This is a genomic window from Phyllobacterium calauticae (genome assembly GCF_019991125.1).
Lineage (GTDB): Bacteria > Pseudomonadota > Alphaproteobacteria > Rhizobiales > Rhizobiaceae > Phyllobacterium > Phyllobacterium calauticae.
Genome location: NZ_JAGENB010000007.1, coordinates 149,221 through 172,780 on the forward strand (window position 1 = coordinate 149,221; position 23,560 = coordinate 172,780).

General features: G+C 56.2%; 20 protein-coding genes and 2 pseudogenes. 18 read left to right on the top strand and 4 right to left on the bottom strand.

The annotated features are described in order from the left end of the window. Nucleotides 1-59 precede the first annotated feature (59 nt). Nucleotides 60-1,052: an arabinose ABC transporter substrate-binding protein gene (locus J1W56_RS21570; protein ID WP_105735011.1), complete on the bottom strand. Its 993-nt coding sequence runs from the start codon at nt 1,050-1,052 to the stop codon at nt 60-62. 178 nt (nt 1,053-1,230) lie between these two features. Between J1W56_RS21570 and J1W56_RS21575 the strand changes: the two genes are divergently transcribed. The 3 genes and pseudogenes from J1W56_RS21575 to J1W56_RS26185 all read left to right on the top strand — a co-directional run. Beyond that, nucleotides 1,231-1,989, top strand: a complete 759-nt coding sequence (locus J1W56_RS21575; protein WP_404928629.1) for a FadR/GntR family transcriptional regulator — start codon at nt 1,231-1,233, stop codon at nt 1,987-1,989. A gap of 14 nt (nt 1,990-2,003) precedes the next feature. After that, nucleotides 2,004-3,152 (top strand): galactonate dehydratase, encoded by a 1,149-nt coding sequence (gene dgoD / locus J1W56_RS21580; RefSeq protein ID WP_223615350.1) that lies wholly within the window; start codon nt 2,004-2,006, stop codon nt 3,150-3,152. A gap of 14 nt (nt 3,153-3,166) precedes the next feature. Continuing rightward, nucleotides 3,167-3,281, top strand: a pseudogene (locus J1W56_RS26185) (IS6 family transposase); the annotation flags it as partial. Nucleotides 3,282-3,581: 300 nt separating this feature from the next. Here the strand turns inward: J1W56_RS26185 and J1W56_RS21585 are convergent. Next, nucleotides 3,582-4,874 (bottom strand): ISKra4 family transposase, encoded by a 1,293-nt coding sequence (locus J1W56_RS21585; protein ID WP_223615351.1) that lies wholly within the window; start codon nt 4,872-4,874, stop codon nt 3,582-3,584. A gap of 282 nt (nt 4,875-5,156) precedes the next feature. Between J1W56_RS21585 and J1W56_RS21590 the strand changes: the two genes are divergently transcribed. The 10 genes and pseudogenes from J1W56_RS21590 (at nt 5,157) to J1W56_RS21635 (ending at nt 16,234) form a co-directional block, all read left to right on the top strand. Continuing rightward, complete coding sequence (locus J1W56_RS21590) at nt 5,157-6,689, top strand: ABC transporter substrate-binding protein (RefSeq protein WP_223615352.1); 1,533 nt, start codon at nt 5,157-5,159, stop codon at nt 6,687-6,689. 71 nt (nt 6,690-6,760) lie between these two features. Continuing rightward, nucleotides 6,761-7,699 (top strand): ABC transporter permease, encoded by a 939-nt coding sequence (locus tag J1W56_RS21595; RefSeq protein WP_223615353.1) that lies wholly within the window; start codon nt 6,761-6,763, stop codon nt 7,697-7,699. Between the two features lie 11 nt (nt 7,700-7,710). After that, a complete protein-coding gene (locus J1W56_RS21600) occupies nt 7,711-8,556 on the top strand; it encodes an ABC transporter permease (protein WP_223615354.1) in 846 nt (281 codons plus the stop codon). Continuing rightward, nucleotides 8,553-10,196, top strand: coding sequence for a dipeptide ABC transporter ATP-binding protein (locus tag J1W56_RS21605; protein WP_223615355.1), 1,644 nt, complete (start codon nt 8,553-8,555; stop codon nt 10,194-10,196). The genes J1W56_RS21600 and J1W56_RS21605 overlap by 4 nt, the downstream gene beginning before the upstream one ends. 10 nt (nt 10,197-10,206) lie before the next feature. After that, complete coding sequence (locus J1W56_RS21610; RefSeq protein ID WP_223615356.1) at nt 10,207-11,667, top strand: amidase; 1,461 nt, start codon at nt 10,207-10,209, stop codon at nt 11,665-11,667. After that, nucleotides 11,664-12,596, top strand: a complete 933-nt coding sequence (locus J1W56_RS21615; RefSeq protein ID WP_223615357.1) for a MurR/RpiR family transcriptional regulator — start codon at nt 11,664-11,666, stop codon at nt 12,594-12,596. Before J1W56_RS21610 ends, J1W56_RS21615 begins: the two co-directional genes overlap by 4 nt. A gap of 29 nt (nt 12,597-12,625) precedes the next feature. After that, nucleotides 12,626-13,822 (top strand): serine hydrolase domain-containing protein, encoded by a 1,197-nt coding sequence (locus J1W56_RS21620; RefSeq protein WP_223615358.1) that lies wholly within the window; start codon nt 12,626-12,628, stop codon nt 13,820-13,822. 289 nt (nt 13,823-14,111) lie between these two features. Next, complete coding sequence (locus tag J1W56_RS26000; protein WP_264319169.1) at nt 14,112-14,279, top strand: plasmid pRiA4b ORF-3 family protein; 168 nt, start codon at nt 14,112-14,114, stop codon at nt 14,277-14,279. A 1-nt stretch (nt 14,280) separates the two neighbouring features. Beyond that, nucleotides 14,281-15,394: pseudogene (locus J1W56_RS21630) on the top strand (ISKra4 family transposase); the annotation flags it as partial. Between the two features lie 411 nt (nt 15,395-15,805). Then, nucleotides 15,806-16,234: a DUF2867 domain-containing protein gene (locus tag J1W56_RS21635; protein WP_223615360.1), complete on the top strand. Its 429-nt coding sequence runs from the start codon at nt 15,806-15,808 to the stop codon at nt 16,232-16,234. Nucleotides 16,235-16,453: 219 nt separating this feature from the next. Here J1W56_RS21635 and J1W56_RS21640 read toward each other — a convergent pair whose 3' ends face one another. After that, nucleotides 16,454-17,335 carry a LysR family transcriptional regulator gene (locus J1W56_RS21640; RefSeq protein ID WP_223615361.1) on the bottom strand — a complete coding sequence of 294 codons (882 nt, stop codon included), beginning with the start codon at nt 17,333-17,335 and terminating at the stop codon, nt 16,454-16,456. A gap of 159 nt (nt 17,336-17,494) precedes the next feature. Here J1W56_RS21640 and J1W56_RS21645 point away from each other — a divergent pair, with 159 nt between their 5' ends. The 5 genes from J1W56_RS21645 to J1W56_RS21665 all read left to right on the top strand — a co-directional run bounded on the left by J1W56_RS21645 (nt 17,495) and on the right by J1W56_RS21665 (nt 22,212). Continuing rightward, nucleotides 17,495-18,433 carry a zinc-binding dehydrogenase gene (locus J1W56_RS21645; protein WP_223615362.1) on the top strand — a complete coding sequence of 313 codons (939 nt, stop codon included), beginning with the start codon at nt 17,495-17,497 and terminating at the stop codon, nt 18,431-18,433. Nucleotides 18,434-18,455: 22 nt separating this feature from the next. Then, nucleotides 18,456-18,947 carry a YybH family protein gene (locus J1W56_RS21650; RefSeq protein ID WP_223615363.1) on the top strand — a complete coding sequence of 164 codons (492 nt, stop codon included), beginning with the start codon at nt 18,456-18,458 and terminating at the stop codon, nt 18,945-18,947. Between the two features lie 158 nt (nt 18,948-19,105). After that, the gene (locus tag J1W56_RS21655) at nt 19,106-20,083 is read left to right on the top strand and encodes a zinc-binding alcohol dehydrogenase family protein (RefSeq protein WP_223615364.1); all 978 of its coding nucleotides are present in this window, start codon (nt 19,106-19,108) and stop codon (nt 20,081-20,083) included. Nucleotides 20,084-20,745: 662 nt separating this feature from the next. Next, nucleotides 20,746-21,717, top strand: a complete 972-nt coding sequence (locus J1W56_RS21660) for a toll/interleukin-1 receptor domain-containing protein (RefSeq protein WP_223615365.1) — start codon at nt 20,746-20,748, stop codon at nt 21,715-21,717. A 9-nt stretch (nt 21,718-21,726) separates the two neighbouring features. Beyond that, nucleotides 21,727-22,212 (top strand): hypothetical protein, encoded by a 486-nt coding sequence (locus J1W56_RS21665; protein ID WP_223615366.1) that lies wholly within the window; start codon nt 21,727-21,729, stop codon nt 22,210-22,212. 310 nt (nt 22,213-22,522) lie between these two features. Here J1W56_RS21665 and J1W56_RS21670 read toward each other — a convergent pair whose 3' ends face one another. Beyond that, nucleotides 22,523-23,194: a hypothetical protein gene (locus tag J1W56_RS21670; RefSeq protein WP_223615367.1), complete on the bottom strand. Its 672-nt coding sequence runs from the start codon at nt 23,192-23,194 to the stop codon at nt 22,523-22,525. Between the last annotated feature and the right edge of the window lie 366 nt (nt 23,195-23,560).

A 23,560-nucleotide genomic window follows, 5' to 3' on the forward strand; every position in this document is an offset into this window, starting at 1 on the left:
TCCCCTCCAGCTTGGCGGCGGAACAAACCGCCGCCAGGGATTTCAATATACGGCGAGGATTACTCGATACCGAGTTCCTTGCGCACCTGCTGGAAGGTATCCCGCTTGGCGAGAGCGCCCGATGTCAGGGTAAGCTTTTCCGGCTGCTTGCCGTTCGCCACCCACTCATACATGTTGGTGGCGGTCTCATAGCCATGACGCTTGGGGGAAATGATAACAGTCCCGACAAAACCGGTAGCTGTCGGCTTCTTGAACTCGTTGATCGCCGAGTCCGCCCCGCCGATGCCAACGCCGATCACACCGTCCGCCGGAATGCCCACACTCTCCGTCGCGCGCACAGCGCCGAGCACCGCCTCATCATTGAGGCCGAAAGCGACCCACTTCTTGATACCGGCATGCGCATTCAACACCACGGTTGCAGCATTCAGAGCAGCTTCGGTGTCCGTCTTTGCCTGCGGGGCCGGAAAGATATTCTCAGCCTTGAAGCCATTTGCCTTCAGCACCGAAATGGCACCCTCGACACGGTCAACGGCCGTCGGCAGCTGATCGTAGGAAACGCGAATGGCCCCCACTTCTTCCGGCTTCCAGCCGCGTGCCTTCATCTCGTCAACGATGCCCTGCCCGACGGCTTCGCCGATCTTGGTGGCGGAAATCCCCATATGCGGCACATCCTCAAGCGGTTTGCCGGCTGCATCGACCAAACGGTCATCGACCGTCATCATCTTGAGATTGTTCGCAGCCGCCTTCGCCACAATGCCCGGTCCGAGCTTCACATCGGGCGTGCAGACGACAAAGCCCTGAGCGCCTTGCGCGCCAAGATTGTCGATTGCCGACATCAGCTTCTCGCCATCCTCAGCGCCAATCTTGACGAGGGTAAATCCCTTCTCCTTGGCTGCCTGGTCGGCAAATTTCCACTCATCCTGGAACCAGGGCTCCTCCGGCTGTTTCACGATGAATCCGATTTTGGCATCCTGCGCACTGGCAGGAACCATGGACACGACAGACATCGTTGCGAGTGCGCCGGCGAGAATCGCCGTCTTGATTAAATTCATTGTCATTCCTCCCAAAAGCACGATCCCGTTTTCCGATCGTGATGGTACAATTAATCATTTTTATCATACTCGTCAATTGCTCTGGTATGATAAATAGTCTATTGCTCGAGGGATTGGAATTCTCGACACGATGATCGATAAGGCTGTGACGCCGTTGCGTCACAGAGGGGAAGAAATGATGAGCCAAACCACTGATCCGTCGACTGCAGGCGCGCAGAAAACACGCCGCCCCCGCGTGATGCCGGATGTGGTGCGCGCGCTTGCACGTGACATATTTGCCGGCCGTTATCCAAGCGGCAGCCTTTTGCCGCGGGAAAGCGACCTCGGCGACGCCTATGGCGTTAGCCGGACGGTTATCCGGGAGGCGCTGAAGGTTTTGGCCGCCAAGGGATTGGTCAGCAGCCGTCCGCGGATCGGAACAACCGTATGTGATCCGGATAACTGGAACATCATCGACCCCCAGGTGCTGGAATGGCATGCGCCGCACCTCCTGGACGACCGCCTGTTCGACGCCATCCTTGAAACACGCCGCGCCATAGAACCGCTGGTTGCGGAACTTGCAGCGAGCAGGGCCACGCTGCAGGAAATCGCCGATCTCGAACTTGCCTGGCAGGGCATGGCCGACGCAGCGAACGATGTGGAACAGTTCTCGCGTTCAGACATAGCGTTCCACCAGATTCTGTATGCGGCGAGCCACAACCCGGTGTTCCGTCAGATTGGCGGACTGATCGACGCGGCACTGAAATTCGTTCTCGAAACCACCGCCACCACTTCCAACGATCAGAGAAGCGAGGCGATCAAAGCGCACCGCGCCATGGTCGAAGCATTGCGGATGCGCGACGCTGCCGCTGCACGCAAGGCCGCCAGTGACATCCTGGACCTCGCCGCACGCGATCTTGCCGCGGCAAAATCCATCAATGCAGGCAAAACCGTTTAAAGGTCAGACAGACGATGAAAATCACCGCACTCAAGACATTCATTGTTCCCCCGCGCTGGCTCTTTCTGAAAATTGAAACCGACGAGGGTGTCAGCGGCTGGGGCGAACCCGTTGTCGAAGGCCGGGCGCACACGGTTGAAACCGCGATCACGGAACTTGCCGATTATCTGATCGGCAAGGATCCGCGTCTGATCGAGGATCACTGGACGGTGATGTATCGCGGCGCCTTCTATCGCGGCGGCCCTATCCTGATGAGTGCGATCGCCGGTGTCGATCAGGCGCTTTGGGACATCAAGGGCAAAGCACTGGGCGTGCCTGTCCATGCGCTTCTCGGCGGCAAACTCCGCGACCGGATCAAGGTATATTCCTGGATCGGCGGTGACCGGCCGGCTGACATCGCCGCCGGCGCCCTTGACGTCACCAGCCGCGGCTTCACCGCACTCAAGATGAACGGCACGGAAGAATTGCAGATCGTAGACAGCCACGACAAGATCGATGCCGTCATCGAGCGTGTCGCGACTGTTCGCCAGGCAGTCGGACCGAACATCGGCATCGCCGTCGATTTTCACGGCCGTGTTCACCGGCCGATGGCACGGGCTCTGGTCAAGGAACTCGATCCCTATCGCCTGATGTTCATCGAAGAACCGGTGCTGAGCGAGAACCGTGAGGCGCTCAAGGAAATTGCCGCTTTTTCATCAGCGCCGATTGCACTGGGCGAGCGCCTTTATAGCCGCTGGGATTTCAAGAGCGTTCTTGAGCAAGGGGCCGTTGATATCATCCAGCCCGACCTGTCTCACGCGGGCGGCATTACGGAATGCCGCAAGATCGCAGCCATGGCCGAAGCCTACGACGTGGCGCTGGCACCCCATTGCCCGCTTGGCCCGATCGCACTGGCAGCTTGCCTGCAGCTTGATGCTGTCAGTTACAACGCCTTTATCCAGGAACAAAGCCTCGGTATCCACTACAACAGTACCAATGATTTGCTCGACTACGCCAAGGACAAATCCGTCTTTCACTACGAGGATGGTTATGTGGCAATTCCGGAAGGTCCGGGCCTCGGCATTGAAATCAATGAGGAATACGTCGTCGAACGCGCCAAGGAAGGACACCGCTGGCGCAACCCGATCTGGCGGCACAAGGACGGCTCCTTTGCCGAATGGTGAAGACGGGAATGGTGATGTTCAAGGGCCGTCATTTTGATCGATCATTCTGCGATCCATCGCTGGACAATTCTGGTCAGTCCTAAATTGCATGAACGGTTCAATCGCAGGACGCGCATTCTTACCCGCAACTGAAATTTCGACGAGACATATCCCATATAAAGACCCTCGGTTTTGGTGTGGTCGCAGCGGAAACAAACGTCTCATATATTTGCTCGGCATTCTCACATCGGTCGTCGCTCGCTCTTGAGCGATCTCCCAGCCGCCGCGCACTTGTTATCAAGCGGTGGCTTGCAGTGGAATGCGCATGTTGGGGTCAGAACAAGAGCTGTTCCCCCAGACACGCTAAGCTCGAACGGAAGAAGAACATCAAGCGGCGCGCAGGCTGCGCTCGGTCAGCCTTAAGGCTCGAGACCGGTAACTTCTGTGGGGTTAGGCGGCGCGCAGGAGCGGCGGTTTGGGGTTGAACAGGGAAGGCAAGCTCGGCGCTGGCTGTCGGAAGGGTGCCCGCAATCGATCGCGTAGCTCACCATTGAACTCGGCCGTCCGAACCTGCATTGGCATGTGAGCACCATGGAGAGTCCAGCGCATCTGTTGCTTCTTGACCATCCGCTTTCCAACCACCGAGTTCACGGCAGACTCGGCGAGGCTGGTGGCGACACAAAGTCCTTCTCGGTAGCGCTGTCCATAGTTGGCGATCGCACCGCGGTTCGAACGAATATAGGTTAGGAGTTGCGAACCGAGACTGTGAAGCCTTGCAATAGAGACGACGCTTTTTTGCTGTGAGGGCTTCAGCCTTGCCAATAACCCCTCAAGGTCACGGATCGCGCGATCAACACGTCCGTGCCACAGCCGCCACTTCACGGCTCTGATCTCCTTGTCGATGGATGAGAGAGTTTGCGAGAGACCGGATTGGGATCGTACCATGCTGTCCGAGATCTGCTGCATGGGCTGGACCCTCATGGCAATGTGGAACCAGTCGATAATATGGGTTGTCGGTCTCGGCATGGCGCGAGGCAGGCGCTTGAGGATTTCAGCGCCATCTGAGAGCACGGTGACGCCGCCATAGCCGCAATACCCTTCCCGTCGAAGCGTATGCAGCGCTCGATCCCGGATTGCCTTCTGCTGGGTGCTGGCGGTGACGAAATAGCGGCCACCGACATCACCACTACCGCCACGACTGCATCGGGCCACAACGAGCTCGAAGTTTCGCGCTGAATTGGGTTCTGCGCTACGGACATGGGCCGTGTCGATGCTGATGATGAACTCTCTACGTCGATCACCGGGAAGCGGCAGTTCGAGCTGCTGCCGCTCCTCCATCTTCCTTCTCGCGTGCGATTCTTCCTTTGCAACCTGATCGTCGATCCGCTCGCCGACCCTGATGGTGCGCTTGCGCACGGTCGCGTGCGTCTCGGTTGGCTCAACAGGCAGAAATTTGGTGAGTACATTCGCTGCCTGCCTATAGGGCATAATACTTCCCAGCCGCGCCGTCAGTTCCATCAACTCAGACGTCGCCCGATCGGGGCAGATTTCCTTCAGCGGAGCGAAGGCGCCCACCATGCCAGGATGGCAATCCCTGCACAGCATCCCGCGGGGGTTGCGAACCTTCACCGTGCCGAAGACAGTTCTGATGCGGCGCGTCGTGTAATCCTTGATAGCGCGGAACGTATGGCAGTCCGGGCAGACCCGGCGAAAAAGGGAATAGGTCTCTGCCTCATGGCTCACCCGGCATTAACAATTCGTGTGCACCCCAGCAAGGTTACCGGTCTCTCGTGTAAAACACGCTCTCTTTCCTCCCGAACATCAGCCAGCATGCGTTGATTGTCGTTCCATTCCCGTTCCAAAGTGTCGGCGATCAGGCGATTGCCCGGATCAACCAGCCTGAACGCCGCTGCAAGTCAAAAAAGTTAGATTTATAAAATTACTATTGACTGTTGTGATATAAATAACATAACATTTGTGCGAAAGGCGTGGACGCTACGCAGAACGCTTAGGAGGACTACCAAAATGCACCTGTTCAGGACGGCCCGCGCACTGGCGGCGGGAACTGCAGTCATCGCGTATTGTGCGGGAGTTGCAGCACCCGCTGTCGCCGCCGAGACAATCCGTATCGCTTCGCCTTTTCCGACCACGACTCTGGATCCACTACGCTCGGCGGCGGCCGGCAACATTGAAACCTACGGCCAACTGTATGCCCGGTTGTTGCAACGCAATCCGCAGAGCGGGAATCTCGAGCCTGGCCTCGCTGAAAGCTGGGATGTTTCGGCAGACGGGCTTACCTACACCTTCCATTTGCGGGAAGCGAAGTTCAGCGACGGCTCGCCGCTAACCGCGACAGATGTGGCCTTCAGCCTCGAGCGCATCCGCACTGACAAGCAATCTGCCTATCCTGCCCCGCTAAGCGCAGTGAACTCTGTGACGGCAACTGACCCCAAGACCGTCACATTCAAGCTGAAATTCACGTTCTCACCGTTTCTGGGCAATCTCGAAATCTGGAACATGGGCATCGTCTCCAAGGTGGATGTTGAAAAGCAGGGCGCAGAAAAGGCATTCTCGGGCGTCCCGCTCACTTCGGGCCCCTATGTGGTGAAGGAATGGATGCCCAACGAAAAGCTCGTGCTTCTGCCCAACGAACATTACTGGCGCAAAGGCTATCCAAAATCCGATGCGACGGTGGAACTTCTGGAGATCGCCTCGCCGGAGACCCGGATTGCGATGTTGAAGGCTGGCGATATCGATGTAGTGCGCGGGGTGCAGTGGGCGCAGATCGACGAGTTGAAAACGGGCGAAAACATTGATATGCGCCTTGAACCTTCCACGACAATTTACGTGACGTTGCTCAACAATAAGCGCGAGCCGTTTTCCAATTTGCAGGCGCGCCAAGCCGCCGCGCATGCCGTCGACAACAAGGCGATGACAAAGGCGGTAACGAACGGATACGCCGAACCAGCCAATACGACGTTGCCGGGGGCCGTCGATTTTCACGACAAGGAAAATCCCGGCATTGCCCCTGATCCTGCCAAAGCCAAACAGTTGCTGGCTGAATCCGGCATGCAGGGGAGAGAAGTCAAAATACTGGCCACTGGAGGCGCGGCAGAGCAGCAGCTGGCCCTTCTGCTTCAGGCGCAATGGCAGGCCATTGGCTTGAAACCGACCATAGTCAACGTCGATTCCGGCGCTTGGTGGGACGCGACCGGGAAGGGTGATTACGATGCCGCCGCAACCTGGTGGTATAATGAAACACCCGATCCCGATTTGGCGGTTCGCTGGGCGCTTTGCGGTACCTGCGGCTCGAATTCTTTCAACACATTCTACAACAATGCGAAAGTCGACAAGCTCGTAGAACAGGGCACCAAAGAGACCGACCCAGTAAAACGCGCCGCCATCTACAAGGAAATCCAGGAGATCACCACCGAGGAAGTGTCACAGATACCGCTTTACTACGCGCCGAACGCGGTCGCTTACGCCAAGCGTCTTACGGGCATCAAGTTGACGCCGACCATGCAGTGGACGCTCGAAGATATGGTCATCGCCAAATGAGATGATGCAATGCGGGCGACGCTACCTCACGAAGGCACGTCGCCGGCCCTTTTCCTTCGGAGGACTCTGGATTGACCCTACTTCCACTCATCTCGCGTCGCTTGCTCCAACTGCCGGGTGTTTTGGCTGGCATCTGTGTGGTGACGTTCATGTTGCTCCATCTGGCTCCGGGCGATCCTGCTCGATTGCTCGCCGGAGACCGCGCCAGCGCCGAGACGATTGCTGCAATCCGCCATCAAAACGGGTTGGATCAGCCGCTGTGGCAACAATTTATCACATATGTCGCCAACCTTCTCGCAGGCGATATTGGCCAGTCGCTGCGTTTCCAGCGGCCGGTAAGCGCATTAATCCACCAATTCATGTGGCCGACGCTGTTTCTTACCGGATACGTCGTCTTGCTTGCCGTGCCTCCGACGATCATGTTGGCAATCGCTAGCGCCCGCAGACCAGGCGGAGTTGCCGATCAGATCATCCGCGTTTTGGGCATCGCAGGCCTCACAATCCCGGTATTTTGGCTGGCCATCATGATGTCGCGTTTCTTCGGGGCCGGACTCGGATGGTTTCCAGTGTCGGGCTATGGCCAGGGCTTTTTTGGCCATCTGCACCATTTGTTCCTGCCGGCGCTCTCCACATCAATCTGGCTCGTTCCGGTCCTGACGCAGAGCCTGCGCGCCGCATTGATCGAAAAGACAACAGCTGATTTCGTGACGACCGCACGTGCTCAAGGTGCTGGGGAAGGGGAGATTTTCTGGCGCACCATTTTGCCCAACGCGGTTTTGCCGACGCTCAATCTGCTGGGTGTCATGGTGGCCTTCCTGATCGGCGGAACGATCATAGTCGAGACTGTCTATGCCGTCCCCGGACTGGGCGCGCTGATGATCGGCTCGCTTCTGGGCCGCGACTACTATGTCGTGCAGGGATTGACGCTGACGTTTGCGCTGGCCACCGTGATCATCACGCTCGTTGTCGACCTACTAACGGCTTTCATTGATCCCCGGGTCCGGCTTTGAGGTAACAGAAAATGCGGCATGTCAAAATCCTGTTCGAGACCTTGCGGTCGGTGCGGCTGACCGGGCCGATGCTCGCGGCGGCCGCTATCCTGGGCGGCTGGTTCCTGGTCGCACTGACGGCGAACTTCATTGCGCCCCACGATCCTGACGCGATCGACATCGTCCACATGCTGGGTGCTCCAAGTGCCGAGCACTGGTTCGGCACCGACCAGGTTGGCCGCGACGTGTTTTCGCGCGTTCTCCATGCATCGCGGGTGGATCTGCTTCTTTGTGTCGTCGGTGTGCTGCCGCCACTGTTGATCGGAACAACGCTTGGACTGCTCAGCGGTTACTTCGGCGGCGTGGTCGATGTCATTTTCATGCGCATCTATGATCTGACCGCAGCGTTCCCATTCTTCGTCCTGGTGCTCGCGATTGTCGGTGTGCTGGGGCCTGGACTGAGCAATTTCATTATCGCTTTGGCACTCGTCGGATGGGTGACCTATGCACGGTTGGTTCGGGCCGAGGTATTGGTCGTCAAGGAGTCCGAGTACATTCAGGCTGCACAATGTCTTGGCTTTTCACAGCCCGCCATCCTGCTGCATCATGTCCTGCCAAATGTCATGGGATCAATTATCGCTTACGGTGTTAGCGATGCAGTGCTGGTGATGCTTGCGGGCGCGAGTTTCGGATTCATCGGAATGGGTGCGCAACCGCCGCTCGCCGAATGGGGCGTGATGATCGCCGATGGCCAGTCCTTTGTGCTCCAAGCTTGGTGGATCTGCTTCTTTCCCGGTCTTGCGGCAATCTCGCTCGGACTCGGTTTTGCTTTTCTGGGCGACGGCCTCGGGCAACTGCAACGAGCGCAAGCGTCATGACAGAGGAAAAAAATCAGCCGCTGCTGGACGTCAGAGAGCTTACCGTTGCGTTTGGCCATTTGGCCGTCGTAAAGGGCATTTCCTTTGCCGTTCAGCCCGGCGAGATCATCGGCATTGTTGGAGAAAGCGGCTCGGGAAAATCCATTACCTGCCGTGCCTTGATGGGACTTTTGCCCGGCACCGCCAACGCCTCTGGGAGTGTAAAATTGAACGGTCGCCAGTTGCTCGGACTGGACGAAGCCAGTTGGCGTTCTATCCGCGCTCCCGAAATGGCAATGATTTTCCAGAATCCGGCTTCGCACCTCGATCCGCTGAAGCGAATTGGTCAACAGATCGCTGAGCCAATGATCCGGCATCAGGGGATTGGCCGAAGCGAAGGCCAAGATCGCGCCGTCAGGTTGCTCGAGGCGGTTGGGATTCGAGATCCGGAACTTCGCGCTCGTTCGTATCCGCATGAGTTCTCGGGCGGCATGAAGCAACGCGCCATGATCGCCGCGGCAATCGGTTGCGGTCCCAAACTGCTGATTGCCGACGAACCGACGACTGCGCTGGATGTGACAGTGCAGGCTCGTATCTTGACACTCCTGACGAAACTGAACCGCGAGCGCGGTCTCGCGATCGTCCTCATCTCGCACGACCTCGGCGTCGTTGCCGATGTCTGCTCGCGGGTCGTGGTGATGCGTCACGGCGAGATAGTGGAGCAGGGAAAGACTGACCAGATTGTCAACAAGCCGCAGCACCCCTATACGAAACTGCTCATCGATTCCCAACCTGGCCGTCGCCCGGCAGGGGCCGGATCAGCCGGATCAGCCCCGGCGCGCTCCCCCCTGCTCACGATCGAAAATCTCTCCGTGTCGTTTCCCGGCAAACGCGACCTCGCCAGTGGCCTCCGTCTCAAAAGTGCCCGCGAATTTCTTGCTCTCGACGGCGTAAATATGCAGATCGCCGAGGGCGAGACGGTCGGAATCGTCGGTGAAAGCGGGTCGGGCAAAAGCACTCTGGCGCGCGCCATCATCCGGCAGAACGGCGCAAGCGGCGGAGCCATCCGGTTTGACGGGCAGAATGTTCAGGCTTTGCGTGGCGAAACGCTGACCCGATTTTGCCGCAGCATCCAGATGGTGTTCCAGAATCCATACGATTCGCTGAACCCCCGCATGACTGTCTCGGAAGCCATCGCGGAGCCGATCTGGCGGCACGGGCTGGCAGACCGGCGCACGGCACAACGCCAAGCGGATGAACTGCTCGAGTTGGTTGAATTACCGGGCATACTGCGTGATCGCAAGCCGCGCCAGCTTTCGGGAGGGCAATGCCAGCGCGTCGGCCTGGCCCGGGCACTTGCTCTCAAACCGCAAGTCCTTATCGCAGACGAAATCACATCGGCACTCGACGTGACGACCCAGGCCCAAATCCTGGACCTATTGACCCGCCTGCAACGCGAGCGCGCGCTCACGCTGCTCTACATTTCCCATGATCTCCGTGTCGTGAGCAGCTTCTGCCAGCGCGTTTATGTCTTCAAGGCCGGCCGTATCGTAGAGAGCGGCCCAGCGCGGCAAGTGCTGACCAAACCGCGCGATCCATACACCCAAGAACTTGTCGAATCGATCGGTTCCCTCGTTCCTTCACCTACTCTCGCATTATGAAGATTTGACCATGCGCCTCGACGAATATGTTGCCAACGACGGAACCAGCCTCAGCGAACTGCTGAAAAAGGGCGATGTCACGCCGAAGGAGTTGGGGCGATGCGTCGTGCAGGCCGTTGCAGCGGTTAATCCTGCAATAAACGCGGTTGTCGAACTTTATCAAGACGCCATCGACGCACTCCCCGACCGGCCGCTTGGCGGCCCCTTTCATGGCATCCCAACGCTAACCAAAGACTTTCCTGTCGAGGCAGGACGGCCAGCTGAATTCGGAAGCCGTCTTGCCATGGGCTTCAAAGCTCCGCGCGACGCTGTCTATTGGACGCGCCTGCGTGACGGTGGGCTCATCAACGCGGGCCGCACCACCAGCTCGGAGTTCGGCGTGCCGGCAACCACCGAGACGCTGCTCTACGGTGCCACGCGCAATCCGTGGAATTTGGCTCATGGCGTTTCAGGTTCCAGCGGCGGGGCTGCGGCGGCCGTCGCTGCCGGCATCGTTCCATTCGCTCAGGGGAGCGATGGCGGGGGATCGATCCGGAACCCGGCGTCCTTTTGCGGGCTGATCGGCCTCAAGCCGTCGCGCGGCCGCGTCACCGGATCGCCGGGCTCTGTCGCGCCCCTGCTGGGGTTGGGCACGTCTTTCATGCTGACTCGATCGGTTCGCGACACGGCGCTGCTTCTCGACCTGTGTCATGGCCCAGATGCAGGCGACGGCTATGAGATCGCACCGCCCCCAGGCAGCTATTGCGATGCCATGAATGTAGCTCCGAAAGAATTGCGCATAGCGTTTTGCACGAAACCCTGGTCGGGCTGCAAAGTCGACAGAGAAGTCACGGCCGCGGTGGAAGCCACCGCCGCCAGGCTCGCCGACCTTGGCCACCACGTTGAAGAGGCTTCGCCAAAGTTCGACTATGCCACGTTCCTGGCCGCCCAAATAACCATATGGGCGGCGGACAGCGCCGCAGGACTGGTGGGATTGGCCGGGCAAATGGGAAGGGACATCGATGAAAAAACTTTGGGGGCCAGCGTCCTCGCCCTGCACCGCCATGGTTTGACGTTACGCGCCGCCCAACTCATGGAAGCACTTGCGATTTACGATGGGGTGACCCGCCAATTGGGACGCTTCCTTTCCGGCTACGATCTTCTGCTGACCCCCACCAGTGCCATCCTGCCTGAAACGATCGGAACCTACGATCCCGCCCGACCCGGCATCGATGCGGACGGGGTATTCGCCGATCTCGAGCCCAAGGAGACCTTTACGGCGCTGTTCAATGCGACGGGCCAACCGGCAATCTCGCTGCCGACGGGCCGGAGTGTGACGGGCCTGCCGATAGGCATTCAACTTGTGGCGCGTTTTGGCCGTGAGGATATGCTGCTCGCGGTGGCACGTCAGCTTGAACAAGGACTTGACGGCGAGGGTATCTGGAATCAGGGCCTGCCGGAAATGTATGCCTCCACCATGGAGCTCGCATGAAAAACAGAACAAATGCCGCCAGCAAAGGATCAAATGCGGACAACGGCGGAACAAGAATCGACATCGAGGCGATCCTGCGCACCCGCATGAACGATTTTTCGCCGTCGGAAAAGAACCTCGCCGGCTACCTGCTCGACAATGTTCAGATGCTGCCATTCGAAACCGGCGGTAGCATTGCCCATGCGGTCGGCGTCAGCGAAATGACCGTAACGCGTTTCGTTCGCGGTCTGGGTTTCGATAATTTGCGCGATCTGAAGAACCGGCTTCGAAATTCGGTCGCAGAGAAAGACAGTGAGATTGACGACTATATGGCACGCTTCCAGGTGCGCGACAGCCGCCAGCAAGCGCTGCAGGAGAGCCTGCGCCTAGAACTGAACGCCATCGTCAAGGCCTACGCGCTATCCGCAACCGACATTTGGGATGTGGCCACTGAGGCCTTGGCCAAGACCCGGACAATCTATGTGGTCGGCTTCCAGGCATCGAAAGGTCTGGCCATGGATTTCGCCAGCCGTCTGCTCTGGGCCCGCCCAAACGTCATCTTCGTCGAAAATTCCAGCGGCACTTTCGGCGAAATTATCGCCGCCGACCCCAAACACAGCCTGGTCGTTCTGATCGACACCGCCGCCTATGCCACGCGAGGGGTGAAGCTCGCGGAAAAATTGAAATCGCTCGACATGCCGCTGGTCATCGTCACCGACAAGTTCAGCCACTGGGCGTTCTCCTATACGCACTTCGTATTCGAGGCTCATACCCACGTAAAAACATTCTGGGATTCCACTGCCAGCCTCAGTGTCATTCTGAATCTGATGATTGATACAGTCGCCATCCGGCTCGGCCCCATGGCCAAAAAGAACTTTGCCACAATGAACGAAATGGGGTCCCTGCTCGGCGAATTTGTCGGCGGGAGCTATGCTCGTGGCAAGGACTGAAAATAAAATCGATTAGGAATCGATCGACTATGAATGACAATAATTCTAGCGCCGTTAGTGACCCGATGACGTTTGGCAAGATGGTTGTTCCGCATGATGCTTGGGACCGTGCTCCGTGGAACCGCTGGACCTTCCAGCACGTGCGCGATATGACGCCGACCGCACAGGTCTGGCGCGGTCCAGGTCCTGCGAGCCCGCTGCACGTCGACTTGCAGGATATCGAAACGGTCAGTTTCGAAATCAATGGACGGAAAGAAACGATCGGCGGCTTCTTGCAGACAGACTTTACCGATGGCTTCCTTGTCCTGCATCGCGGCAAAATCGTTGCCGAGCGTTATCTGAACGGTATGACCGAGCGCACACCGCATCTTTCGCAGTCGGTCTCCAAGTCGATTGTGGGGACTGTTGCCGGGATTTTGATTGAACGCGACATGATCGATCCGCAGTTGCCGGTGACGCACTATCTTCCGGAACTGGAAGCCACCGCCTATCGTGGCGCATCCGTCCAGCATGTGCTCGACATGACCAGCGGCGTGGTTTTCGATGAAACCTACACGGCTGTCGATTCGCATATGGCGCAACTGGACGCCGCTTCCGGTTGGAAACAGACTAGCAACCCGTTATGGCCAAAAAGCGTATGGGATCTGATACTGACGCTAAAGGCTAGCGAATGCGCTCATGGCGCTTCGTTCCGCTACAGGTCGATCGAAACCGATGTGCTTGCCTTCGTGCTGCAAAACGCCTCTGGCGTTCCGCTCGCCGAATTAGTCAGCCGTGAATTGTGGGTACCCATGGGGGCAGGCGAAGACGCATACTTCACTGTCGACGCGAAAGGCTTCGCACTGGCCGACGGCGGCTTCAACGCGACGCTCCGCGATTACGCCCGCTTCGCCCTGCTTCATCTGAACGCCGGACGGGGCTACGACGGACGTCAGATAGTTCCACGTACTTGGATTTTGGAAACGAGCACTGGAGGACGCCCGGAATTATTCGGCAGCATTTACCACGACGTGCTTCCCGAGGGAGCCTATCACAATCAGTTCTGGATCGAGGATTCCAAGCGATGCGCTTACATGGCGCGTGGTGTCTTCGGGCAGTTTGTTTACATCGATCGGCAATCCGACTTCGCCGTCGTCAAGTTTTCGAGCTGGCCGGAATTTCTGAATGTCGAGCGGAGCCAGACCGCTCTAGCCGCCACCCACGCGATCCGGGAAGCGTTAAAGTAACCGGTTCTTCCAAGTGAAAGCAGATATCCGAAGGCGATGCCGCGCCCAGCAAATTGAGAGGTGACCAATGACCACCGGAAAAAGTCGTCGAGAAATTCTCAAGTAGGGGAGCTTAAGCTTTTGTGGGGCGGGATAGAAAGGAGTATGTCGCCGTCATTGAATTTCGATGGGACTGGCGGATGTGAAGAGGGCAAAACGGGCGGTACGGAAAACTGCTGAACAAACGGCAGCTTCGGAGGATGAGGCTTTCACACTACAATTCCGCATATGGCTAAAGGGCGTGAGCCCGATGGTATGGCGTAGGGTTCAGGTTGCCTCGACAATGACGTTGTGCGAGTTTCATGGCGTCCTTCAGGTCGCGATGGGATGGGAAGGCATCCACCTTTACCAATTCACTATTCACACGACACGGTATGGCTCGTGGGAAACCGGAGCCCGAGCGCCGGAAAACGAATGAACGCCTGAAGAGCCCGCGCTATTACCTGCCACGGGTTGACGGTGCGAACTGTCCTGCAACAATCTCACCGCTGCGGGAACTGATCTCCGATCACATCGCGCCCGAACGCCTTTATCTGGAGACCCGATGGGCTTCACTCGTGCCCTATGCCGCCGCTGCGGAGCTGTTGGCTGATGTGCTGCCGATCAATTGCGGTGCCAATGCCACGACAGTTCGGCAGCATGCATTGCGCGCGGCGCGCCGCATCGAGCGGGAGCTGACCGAAGAACGAGTGTCCTTTATGCAGGATGCCCTGCCCGCGTGGCTGGATGAATCTGCCTGTTCCGGATGGCCGCATCGTTATCGGTCTGGATGGCGGCTACATCCGAGACCGCGATAACCGCAAAAAGAATTTCGAACTGATCGTGGGTCGTTCGCTACCCGACAACGGTGAACCGCGCTATATCGGCTTCGTCCAAGGTCATGATCGCAAGCCGCAACGCCGCATCATTGACCATCTCATCAAGCAAGGTGTTCAGGCCAATCAGGATATCACCTTCATCACCGATGGCGGCGAAGAGGTTCGATCGCTTGCCGAAATGATCGCACCGGCGAGTGAGCATGTCCTGGACTGGTTCCACATCACCATGCGCATCACAGTCCTTCGCCAGTTCGCGCAGGGAGTCGAAAACTACGACGAGCAGGCTGGGCAGGATCTGCTTGAAGGCTTACGCAAAATCAAATGGCATCTCTGGCATGGCAACGGCTATCGTCCGCGCGACGAAATCGCAGACCTGCAATTTGATGCGGAAGCTCTCGAAACGGACTATCCTAACATGCGCAAGTTCTTGACCGCCATCGACGAGTTCCGATCCTACATCGCCTCCAACAATGCACGCCTGATCAATTGCGGTGAACGCATCTGTTCAGCTTTCGTCGAGGCAACCGTCAATGCTGTCATATCCCAGCGTTTCGCCAAGAAGCAGCAAATGCAATGGAGCAGAGAAGGTGCCCATCTTCTGCTGCAAACCCGCACTCAGACGCTTGATGGTTCCCTTCGTTCGACCTTCCAGCGATGGTACACCAGCATAGCAAACGACAATCAAGAATACGATGAAGCGGCACTTGCCGCCTGACCGCCCCACAAATGCTTATGCTCCCCTAGATCGTCAAAGCGCTTTACCGGATCGGATTTGAATCCTGCCTCGCCCGGAGCAGCGATTTGCCAGTTGGTATGCTTTCCGTCCGCGATGGCCGGCGTCGTGCTGATCACTAGCGTTGCTCCCATGTACTTGAGGATTTCTCTACGACTTGTTCCGATGGTCGCTGGCAACCTATCAATTTGGCCATCCAGAAAGCCAGCTTTTGGCTTCTACGACAGGATGTATCGGATTTCTCAGCTCTGAAGCACATTGTCACAGCCGCCGGTTTGTCTACGGCAGAGTTTTCCAGTGTGGTAGATTTCGGCAGCAACGCAAGCAAAAGGTCCACTCGTGCGCACCCTCCAGAAACCAACCAAGGTCCATCCAAGATTGCCGCATCCGGCTTTGGCCGAGGCCGACTGGGCGGATTGCTACCAGTTGCGTATCAAAGACCGTGATCTGACGGCCATGGATGCTGCTAGATTGGTGCTTGGGCATTTTCCGCGATGGGTACGGGTGCTGATGGCGATCCGCAATACGGTTGTTGCGCCCTTCGGCATCAAGTCTTCTACGGCCCATTCTCCCGCCGAGATGGAAATGGTTGGCGTCTTTCCAGTTGTCAGCCAGTCCGTGCACCAAGTGGTGCTTGGCTTCGACGATCGCCATCTCGACTTCCGCGCCGTGATCGATGTCCACAATGATGGCGGGGAAAAACTTGTCAGCGTGATGACGCTGGTAAGGCGCAAGAACCTGTTCGGCAAGCTCTACCTTCCTGCTATCATACCGTTTCACAAGCTCATTACCTTGGCAATGATCACCAATCTCAATCGATAACCCTCTCCGCAAAACATTGGTTCCTAACCTCGGTCAGCCGTTCGTACAAACCCGCAAGTCACTAGAAAATGATGGATTGATTATAAAAAACAAAGGTTTAAGAAGCGAGTACCCTCTCGCGCTCGCGGAAAATGAAAATTAGCGAGCGAGTCTTATGGAACACCCGCACATTACTGAATCACGCGGGTTGGATATTTGAAGTGTTTCCCACTCCCGTTCTCAGGTGGAATGCATGACCGATCCAAGCTCGTTCTTACAGAATTCCAGATACGCCCGCACGATCGTCGAAGGATGCCGATGTGAGGGGTAAAGCAGATTTATCTGCTGGGTGGGCATCAAATGGTCAGGCAGGAGCGCAACAAGGCGACCTTCGCGAATGTACTTCTCAGCCAAAAATGGCGGAAGCTCTGTCACGACGTCACCACTGAGTGCTCGTTCGCACAGATGGGCATAATCGTTGGTCGAAAGAAGGGCTGAGTGCTCGAACGTGTCATTCCCAAGCCGCCAGGTTCTGTTGGAATGTCCGTCTTGACTCCAAATGGCGCAGGGGAACCGATGGAGCTCTGCGGGCGTCGATGGAATTCCGAACTCTTCCAACAGCGCCTGGCTGGCAACGACGACATGGCGGTAAGCGATGACTTTTCGGGCAACCATGGCCTCATGGGCAATCGCACCCACCCGAAGAGCGACATCGACACCGTCCTCGACGAGATCGACACGGCGATCGGTGGAATAGATGTGGAGTCGGATATCGGGATACTTCTTCTGAAATGCCGCTAGTAAATCCCACCAGGGTTTGAAACTTGGAGGCAATGATAACCGCAACAACCCCCGCAGTTGGGCCTGATCACCCATCACCGCTTCCATGGATTCTCCCAATACTTCAATACTTCGGCCTGCATGTTCGTAAAGCCTCATGCCCGATGCCGTCAGCTTCGCCCCTCGCACGCTTCTTTCCAGAAGTTGCACCTTGAGTTCCCGTTCGAGCTCACGGATGCGCCTGCTGAGAGTTGGCAGCGGTATCTGAAGCCGCTCCGCTGCAGCGGTCAAACTGCCTGTACGCACAACCATGACAAACATCTGAACAGCATTGAGATCCATATAATCCTCTCAAATATGAAAGTTAAAGTGCCATTTTCCCGGCTATTCTACACAAAACAATAGGAAGATACTCATCAAATCAAAAGCTACATACCTGACGGAGTATCGAAAATGAAAGCATATGTAATCGACAAGGTGGGCGGCCCTGAAGTCCTGCAAATGAAAGATGTGCAATCACTTCAGCCAACTGCGGACGAGGTAAAGATTACAGTTCGTGCATTTGGCCTGAACCGGGCAGAGACCTATCTTCGTGCCGGAAAAATGGGAGACATCACGGGCCCACGCACCCCGGGAATTGAAGCTGTGGGCGAGATTGCTAGCGACGCGTCCGGTACATTCCGGATCGGCGAGCGTGTTGCTACTGCCATGGGTGGCATGCAGTTCAGCCGCCCGGGCAGTTACGCCGAAGAGGTAACGGTTTTGCGCAGCAATGTCGTCAGCCTTGATGGTATTGATCTTGCCTGGGAAGAACTGGCCGCACTGCCTGAAGCCTATCTCACTGTCTGGGGAGCGCTGGACCAGAGCCTCGCAATCGAGGCGAGCCAAACCATTCTGGTACGTGGTGCAACATCGTCAGTTGGTCTCGCCGCCGTCGCATATGCCAAGGCACGGGGATTGACCGTTATCGCAACCAGCCGATCAGCTGGAAACGGCGACCGGCTGCGCAAAGCTGGCGCTGATCATGTCGTTGTCGACAACGGCACAATCTCAGATGAAGTGCGCAAACTGTTTCCGAACGGGATCGACAGTGCCCTTGAAGTTGTCGGCGCTTCGACACTGCGCGACACGATCAAGACATTGAAGCCGTTTGGAGCCGTCAGCATGATCGGCCTTCTTGGCGGAGCACCTGTGCTCAACGAGTTTCATCTGATGCAGGATCTGCCGGCCGCAATAAGACTGAACTTCTTCCAGAGTGGATTGCTGGGAACACCTGCCATGCCTTTGTCTGAATCACCACTTCGCTGGGTTGCGGAAGAAGTTGCCGCGGGCCGAATTCCGTCGCTGCGCTCTGAAACGTTCAATTTTGACGACATACGTCGCGCCCACACTGTGATCGAGAGCAATCGCGGTCTTGGCAAACTTGTCGTTCGTCTTTGACTCAAACAAAAGGAATAGTCCCATGAAAATGTCTGTGCGCACCGCACTTTCGTCCTTTGCCGTGGCTACGCTGGCTGCAACCTCGGCTATTGCTCAAACACCTCAAGCGAGTCCGGCAGTCAAGGCGGCCCTGACAAAGCAATTGGACCGTTATGAAAAAGCGCTGAATGCTTCCAATCTCGACGAGGTGATGATGCTTTACACCGATGATGCGGTTTTCATGCCGCAAAACTTCCCCACCCAGATCGGCAGGGACGCCGTTCGCGACACGTATGGCAAAATCTTCCAGGCCATCAAGCTGGATGTTCGCTTCGGTATTGATGAGATGGGAGAGTTTTCCGATGGCTGGGCATATGCCCGGACCCACTCGAAGGGAACCGCTACGGTGCTGGCCAACAAGAAACAAACCATGGAAGGCAATCAAGAAATGTTTCTCTTCCGGCGCGATAATGACGGTACATGGCGCTTTGCCCGTTATATTTTCTCGTCAACCAATCCACCCGCACAGAATTGAAGGCAAGTCCATAAGTGTCAGCATGATCCAACAGTGACCAGATCAAGCCTGCCGAGCAATTGTTGGCATATACGCCGCAGGCACATAAGTTTGGCAGGTTATGCGTTGTGGCAGTGGATTTCACTTGACCAGCTTTAATCCAGGATAGGATCCAGACGATGACAAACATGAAGGCAGCAGTAATGCGGAAACCAGGCGGGCCTGAAGTTCTTACAATCGAGAGCCGGCCAGTCCCCGTGCCACAGCTTGGTGAGGTATTGATCCGGGTCAGGGCATTCGGTCTCAACCGCTCTGAATTATTCACGCGGCAAGGTCTGTCACCAAGCGTGACGTTGCCACGCGTTCTCGGTATCGAGGCCGTTGGTCTTGTCGAAGATGCACCTGGCGGTGAGTTTCGCAAGGGCGATATCGTCGCGACTGCGATGGGCGGAATGGGCCGCCAATTCGACGGAAGCTACGCTGAATATACCTGTGTTCCCGTAGCGCAAGTGCAGGTTCTGAATACATCACTCCCTTGGGAAGTGCTCGGGGCAGTCCCTGAAATGCTTCAGACGGCGTGGGGGTCCCTGTTCAAATCGCTGCGGCTGGAAAAAGGCGATCGGCTGTTGATCCGCGGAGGTACAACATCAGTCGGCCTGGCCGCTGCGGCAATTGCCAAAAACCACGGTGCTTTTGTTGCAGCAACGACCCGCAATCAGGACCGTGAAGAACTGCTTCGCACAAACGGAGCCGATCAGGTGTTTATTGATGCAGGGTTGATAGCTCCCCAGATCGAAGACATGAACACCAATGGCTTTGACAAGGTGCTCGAACTGGTGGGCACGACAACGCTTTTGGATTCCCTGCGCTGCGCCCGGCAAAATGGCATTGTCTGCATGACGGGCATGGTCGGTAACAAATGGGCATTCGACAATTTCAGTCCAATGGACTCAATCCCGTCGACCGTCGGCCTCACGACATATGATGGCGGCCCGGACGACTTCATGTTGACACCAATCCAGCGATTGGTCGAACAGATCGCGGCGGGGAAATTACGGGTGCAAGTGGGCAGGACCTTTCAGCTTGACGAGATCGTCGAGGCGCATCGCTGCATGGAAGAGAACAGGGCCGGTGGTAAAATAGTGGTGCTGACTTAACTTTCACCGATGATGTAATGCCGTCCGCCTTGCCAAGCATAGTGTCGCGATTCAAACTGGCTTGTATTTTCGGTACTTTCGGGAAGACAACCTTTTCAAAGGACGCCATCGCTTGGCGCGCGACTCTGAAGGTTTAAGATTGAATTTCAGACACGGCAGACCTTGAACTTAGGCGACGGCCTTGCAGATACGTGCTGATGCATCTCCCTTCATCAACCTTGTACAAAATCGTCGGTGATCAGTAAACCATCAGTTGTACGCGCCGCAGACGTCTTGGAAATCTTCCTTTGAAAATGCCGATAATAGACGAATTTCAAGCGTTTTAGATTGTAGCGTAAAGGTCTACAATTCCGATAAAACCCTGTTTTGTCTCGCCTAGCCGTTCATCGCGAGCAAAAGAACGGCAAGTTTCACGTAGCGCGTGGAGCGAACTGAATCGCGACAATGAGGTCGGTAGCTGCCAAACGCAATCGTGTGTTCTGCTAAACAGATTAACGATCGCTCATAATCAAAGTTGCCGGGATAACAATATCTTTGGGATGAGACGCGGCAAGTTTCCATACCGAACTTCTGCCGTGTGCTATGAAAATTGGAAACCCTCGGTTAGTACCTTGCCAGTCGCAGGCAAAGTACTCCATATTTCACTCAACAAAGGGGGAAAAATGCCGAGCGTTTTCTTTTCATATTCGCATGTAGATGAGGCGCTGAGGGATCAGCTTGAAAAGCAGCTGTTCATGCTAAAACGGCAGGGTGTTATCGAAACCTGGCACGACCGGCGCATCGGCGCCGGGGAAGAGATACACCCAGCGATCGACGACCATATCAACACGGATGAGATTATCCTCCTGCTCATCAGCGCAGACTTTTTGGCATCCGACTACTGCTACGACATCGAGATGAGTCGCGCTATGGAGCGTCACGAGAAAAGAGAGGCTATTGTCATTCCCGTTATTCTTCGGGCGTGCGATTGGCACCATTCGCCGTTCGGCAAACTCAAAGCGGTTCCGCTGGACGGCAAGCCAGTCACACAATGGACGGACATCGATGACGCCTTCCTACAGGTAGCCAAAGCAGTGCGGGAAGCCACAGCGCGTATCGTTGGAACAGCCAAGCCTCCCTTCCACGGTATCCGTACGAGCTCGATCACAACGCCCACCCCTTCCCCTTTGGCGGATGGTCCGCGATCAAGCAATCTGCGGCTTGGCAAGACCTTTACGCAGCGGGAGAAGGATCTGTTCAAACACGACACATTTGAATACATTGCCCGGTTCTTCGAGAATTCCCTAGAGGAACTTGGCGCCCGCAGCCCCGGCTTCGACGGAGCATTTCGGCGGGTAGACGCCACTCGGTTCTTCGCAACGATCTATCGCGATGGAAAGGATGTGGCGCGGGGAACGGTGTACATCGGTGGGGACGCTTGGGGACGCGGCATCAACTATGTCCAAGGAGAAGCTACCACGAGCAACAGTATGAACGAATCACTGAACATTGAGGCCGATGACCAGACCCTCTACCTGACAAGCATGGGTATGGCCTCGTTTGGGAGGAATCGCAATCAGAAGCTCTCGCAGGAGGGAGCAGCCGAGTTGCTTTGGGACATTTTGATCGGTCCGTTACAAGGTTCCCAATACTAAAGGAAGAAGATGTTATCTCCAGATGAATTTACAGTAGGAACGTTCGCCAATGCCGCTCCGTTGAGCTTGATCTTGCCACGTAGCTCGTATGAGGAAACGGCTTTGATTGGCTCTATAGACGGAGCAGCGGCTGCGGTGATCCTTTCGGGGCGGTTCGCATTTCATTTCTTTGAGAGTGCAAATAATCATGATTGGCGCGGGCTCATCGTGCCTGACGTCCGCGTGGAAATCGATGAAACCACCCTGTTCGATCCTGACCAGAATGATATCCCTCTCGGAACTGTCATTCGAACGGACACACGGCTGGTTATACAGGCAAAACGCGAGAATTCCTTCAGCCGAGGTGTTCCAATTACACTTCGCGACGAACTCCCCCGGCCGAAAAGCTCAAAGCCGGTTTTCGTTGTTGGCAAATTGTCATTGGAGAACGGCCGACTAAACGAATCCTCTGGCGATCACCAAGCGATAGCAGCCCTGCCCCAGTGCCATAAGTAAATGATATTTTGAACCACCCGATCGTTTCGGCTCCGTCTACAGATAAATAGTTTGGGGCATTATCAGAACGTGTGTTCCCATCACCACAGAAGACTCTCGGTTCAAATCTTCGCCTTGACGGGTATCGAACCTTCGCCCCATCTCTGTTTTCGCTAAGTATTTGAAATTTCACTCTTCCCGCATGGTTTTTGCGACGTGCTCTCTGAGCGGTTTGTCGAGGTAGTACAGCGCAGTCAGGTCGCCGGTCGCCTTCACTGACAACAAAGCATCGACGTCGTCCGTGCGACCTCACGTGAGGCAGTAGGTTAAATCAAAGAAAGCCATAGCTATTGAGGAGATGTTGCATCCAGAAAAAGTTCGGCTCGAAAACCTGTCGAGAAACGAGCGCCTGATCGGGATGTATCTGGTCCGGCTGGTTAGTCGCCGGGTCATAATAGTTCAGAGAGACTTCATTTGGCCACATGAAGCTCGGTTCAAATGGCACCTCCGCGTATGGATTGAAGTAAAGATGCAACCCATCCAGGTGGCTTTCCCGATGAAAACTAGAATGCCGGATGTGCATATCCGACCCCGTGACAATGTGGCCGAAATCCCATCTTTGGGTCAGGAGATAGTAAAAGTTATCAAGCTGAAATCGGTGGACGCCGAGCTGCCATAGGGGTGAGGAGATGGGAAGTCTTTCCTTCTCGATCGTTCTATAGCGAGTTGCCCTCACGAGTCTCTCGATCTTGCTCTCTACGACTGCTTTCCCAAATGTCGCGACAGTCGAGAAAATTACTGCACTGATCTCCTTGAAGGAGTCATTTGTGAAGATCCCCATTTCGACCGGCGCTCCGGAAGCGGTTATGATCGAAGCCACCTTGTTTTGTCTGATTACGCCTCCCTCAACTACGGGCGAACCAATCCCGAACAGCACGAGATTTATCAGCTCGTTGTTCTGCAAAAGAGAGTGTTCGCTATCGAAGGGCGCTATTGCGATCACAAACGGCTTTCCCCGAACGTGGCTCAGGGAGTTGTATGGATGCTTCTTGCCGTCACTGCCTCGGTAGAGCCTCAACTTGTCTCTAATTTTTCCGGCAAGCTTAAGCGCGCAGCGGTTTTTGAAGTTCAGTACACTCCCTCCCTCCCCGGTCTGGCCTAGAGGTTGGTCCGATATTACAGCTTCGATGTTGAATTCATAGTTCCCGCCAGAGGTGACGAAAAAGTCCGGCGAAGACTTGGTTGTTGATTTGCACTGAGAGCTGACCCGGGATTTGCGCCGAGAAGTGACCCGCCTTTAGGTATCGCTCGTGTTGGTGGTGGTCAAGTTCCTAGGCTTCTCCTTCGTTGTTTTGGGTTCATGAGCCGA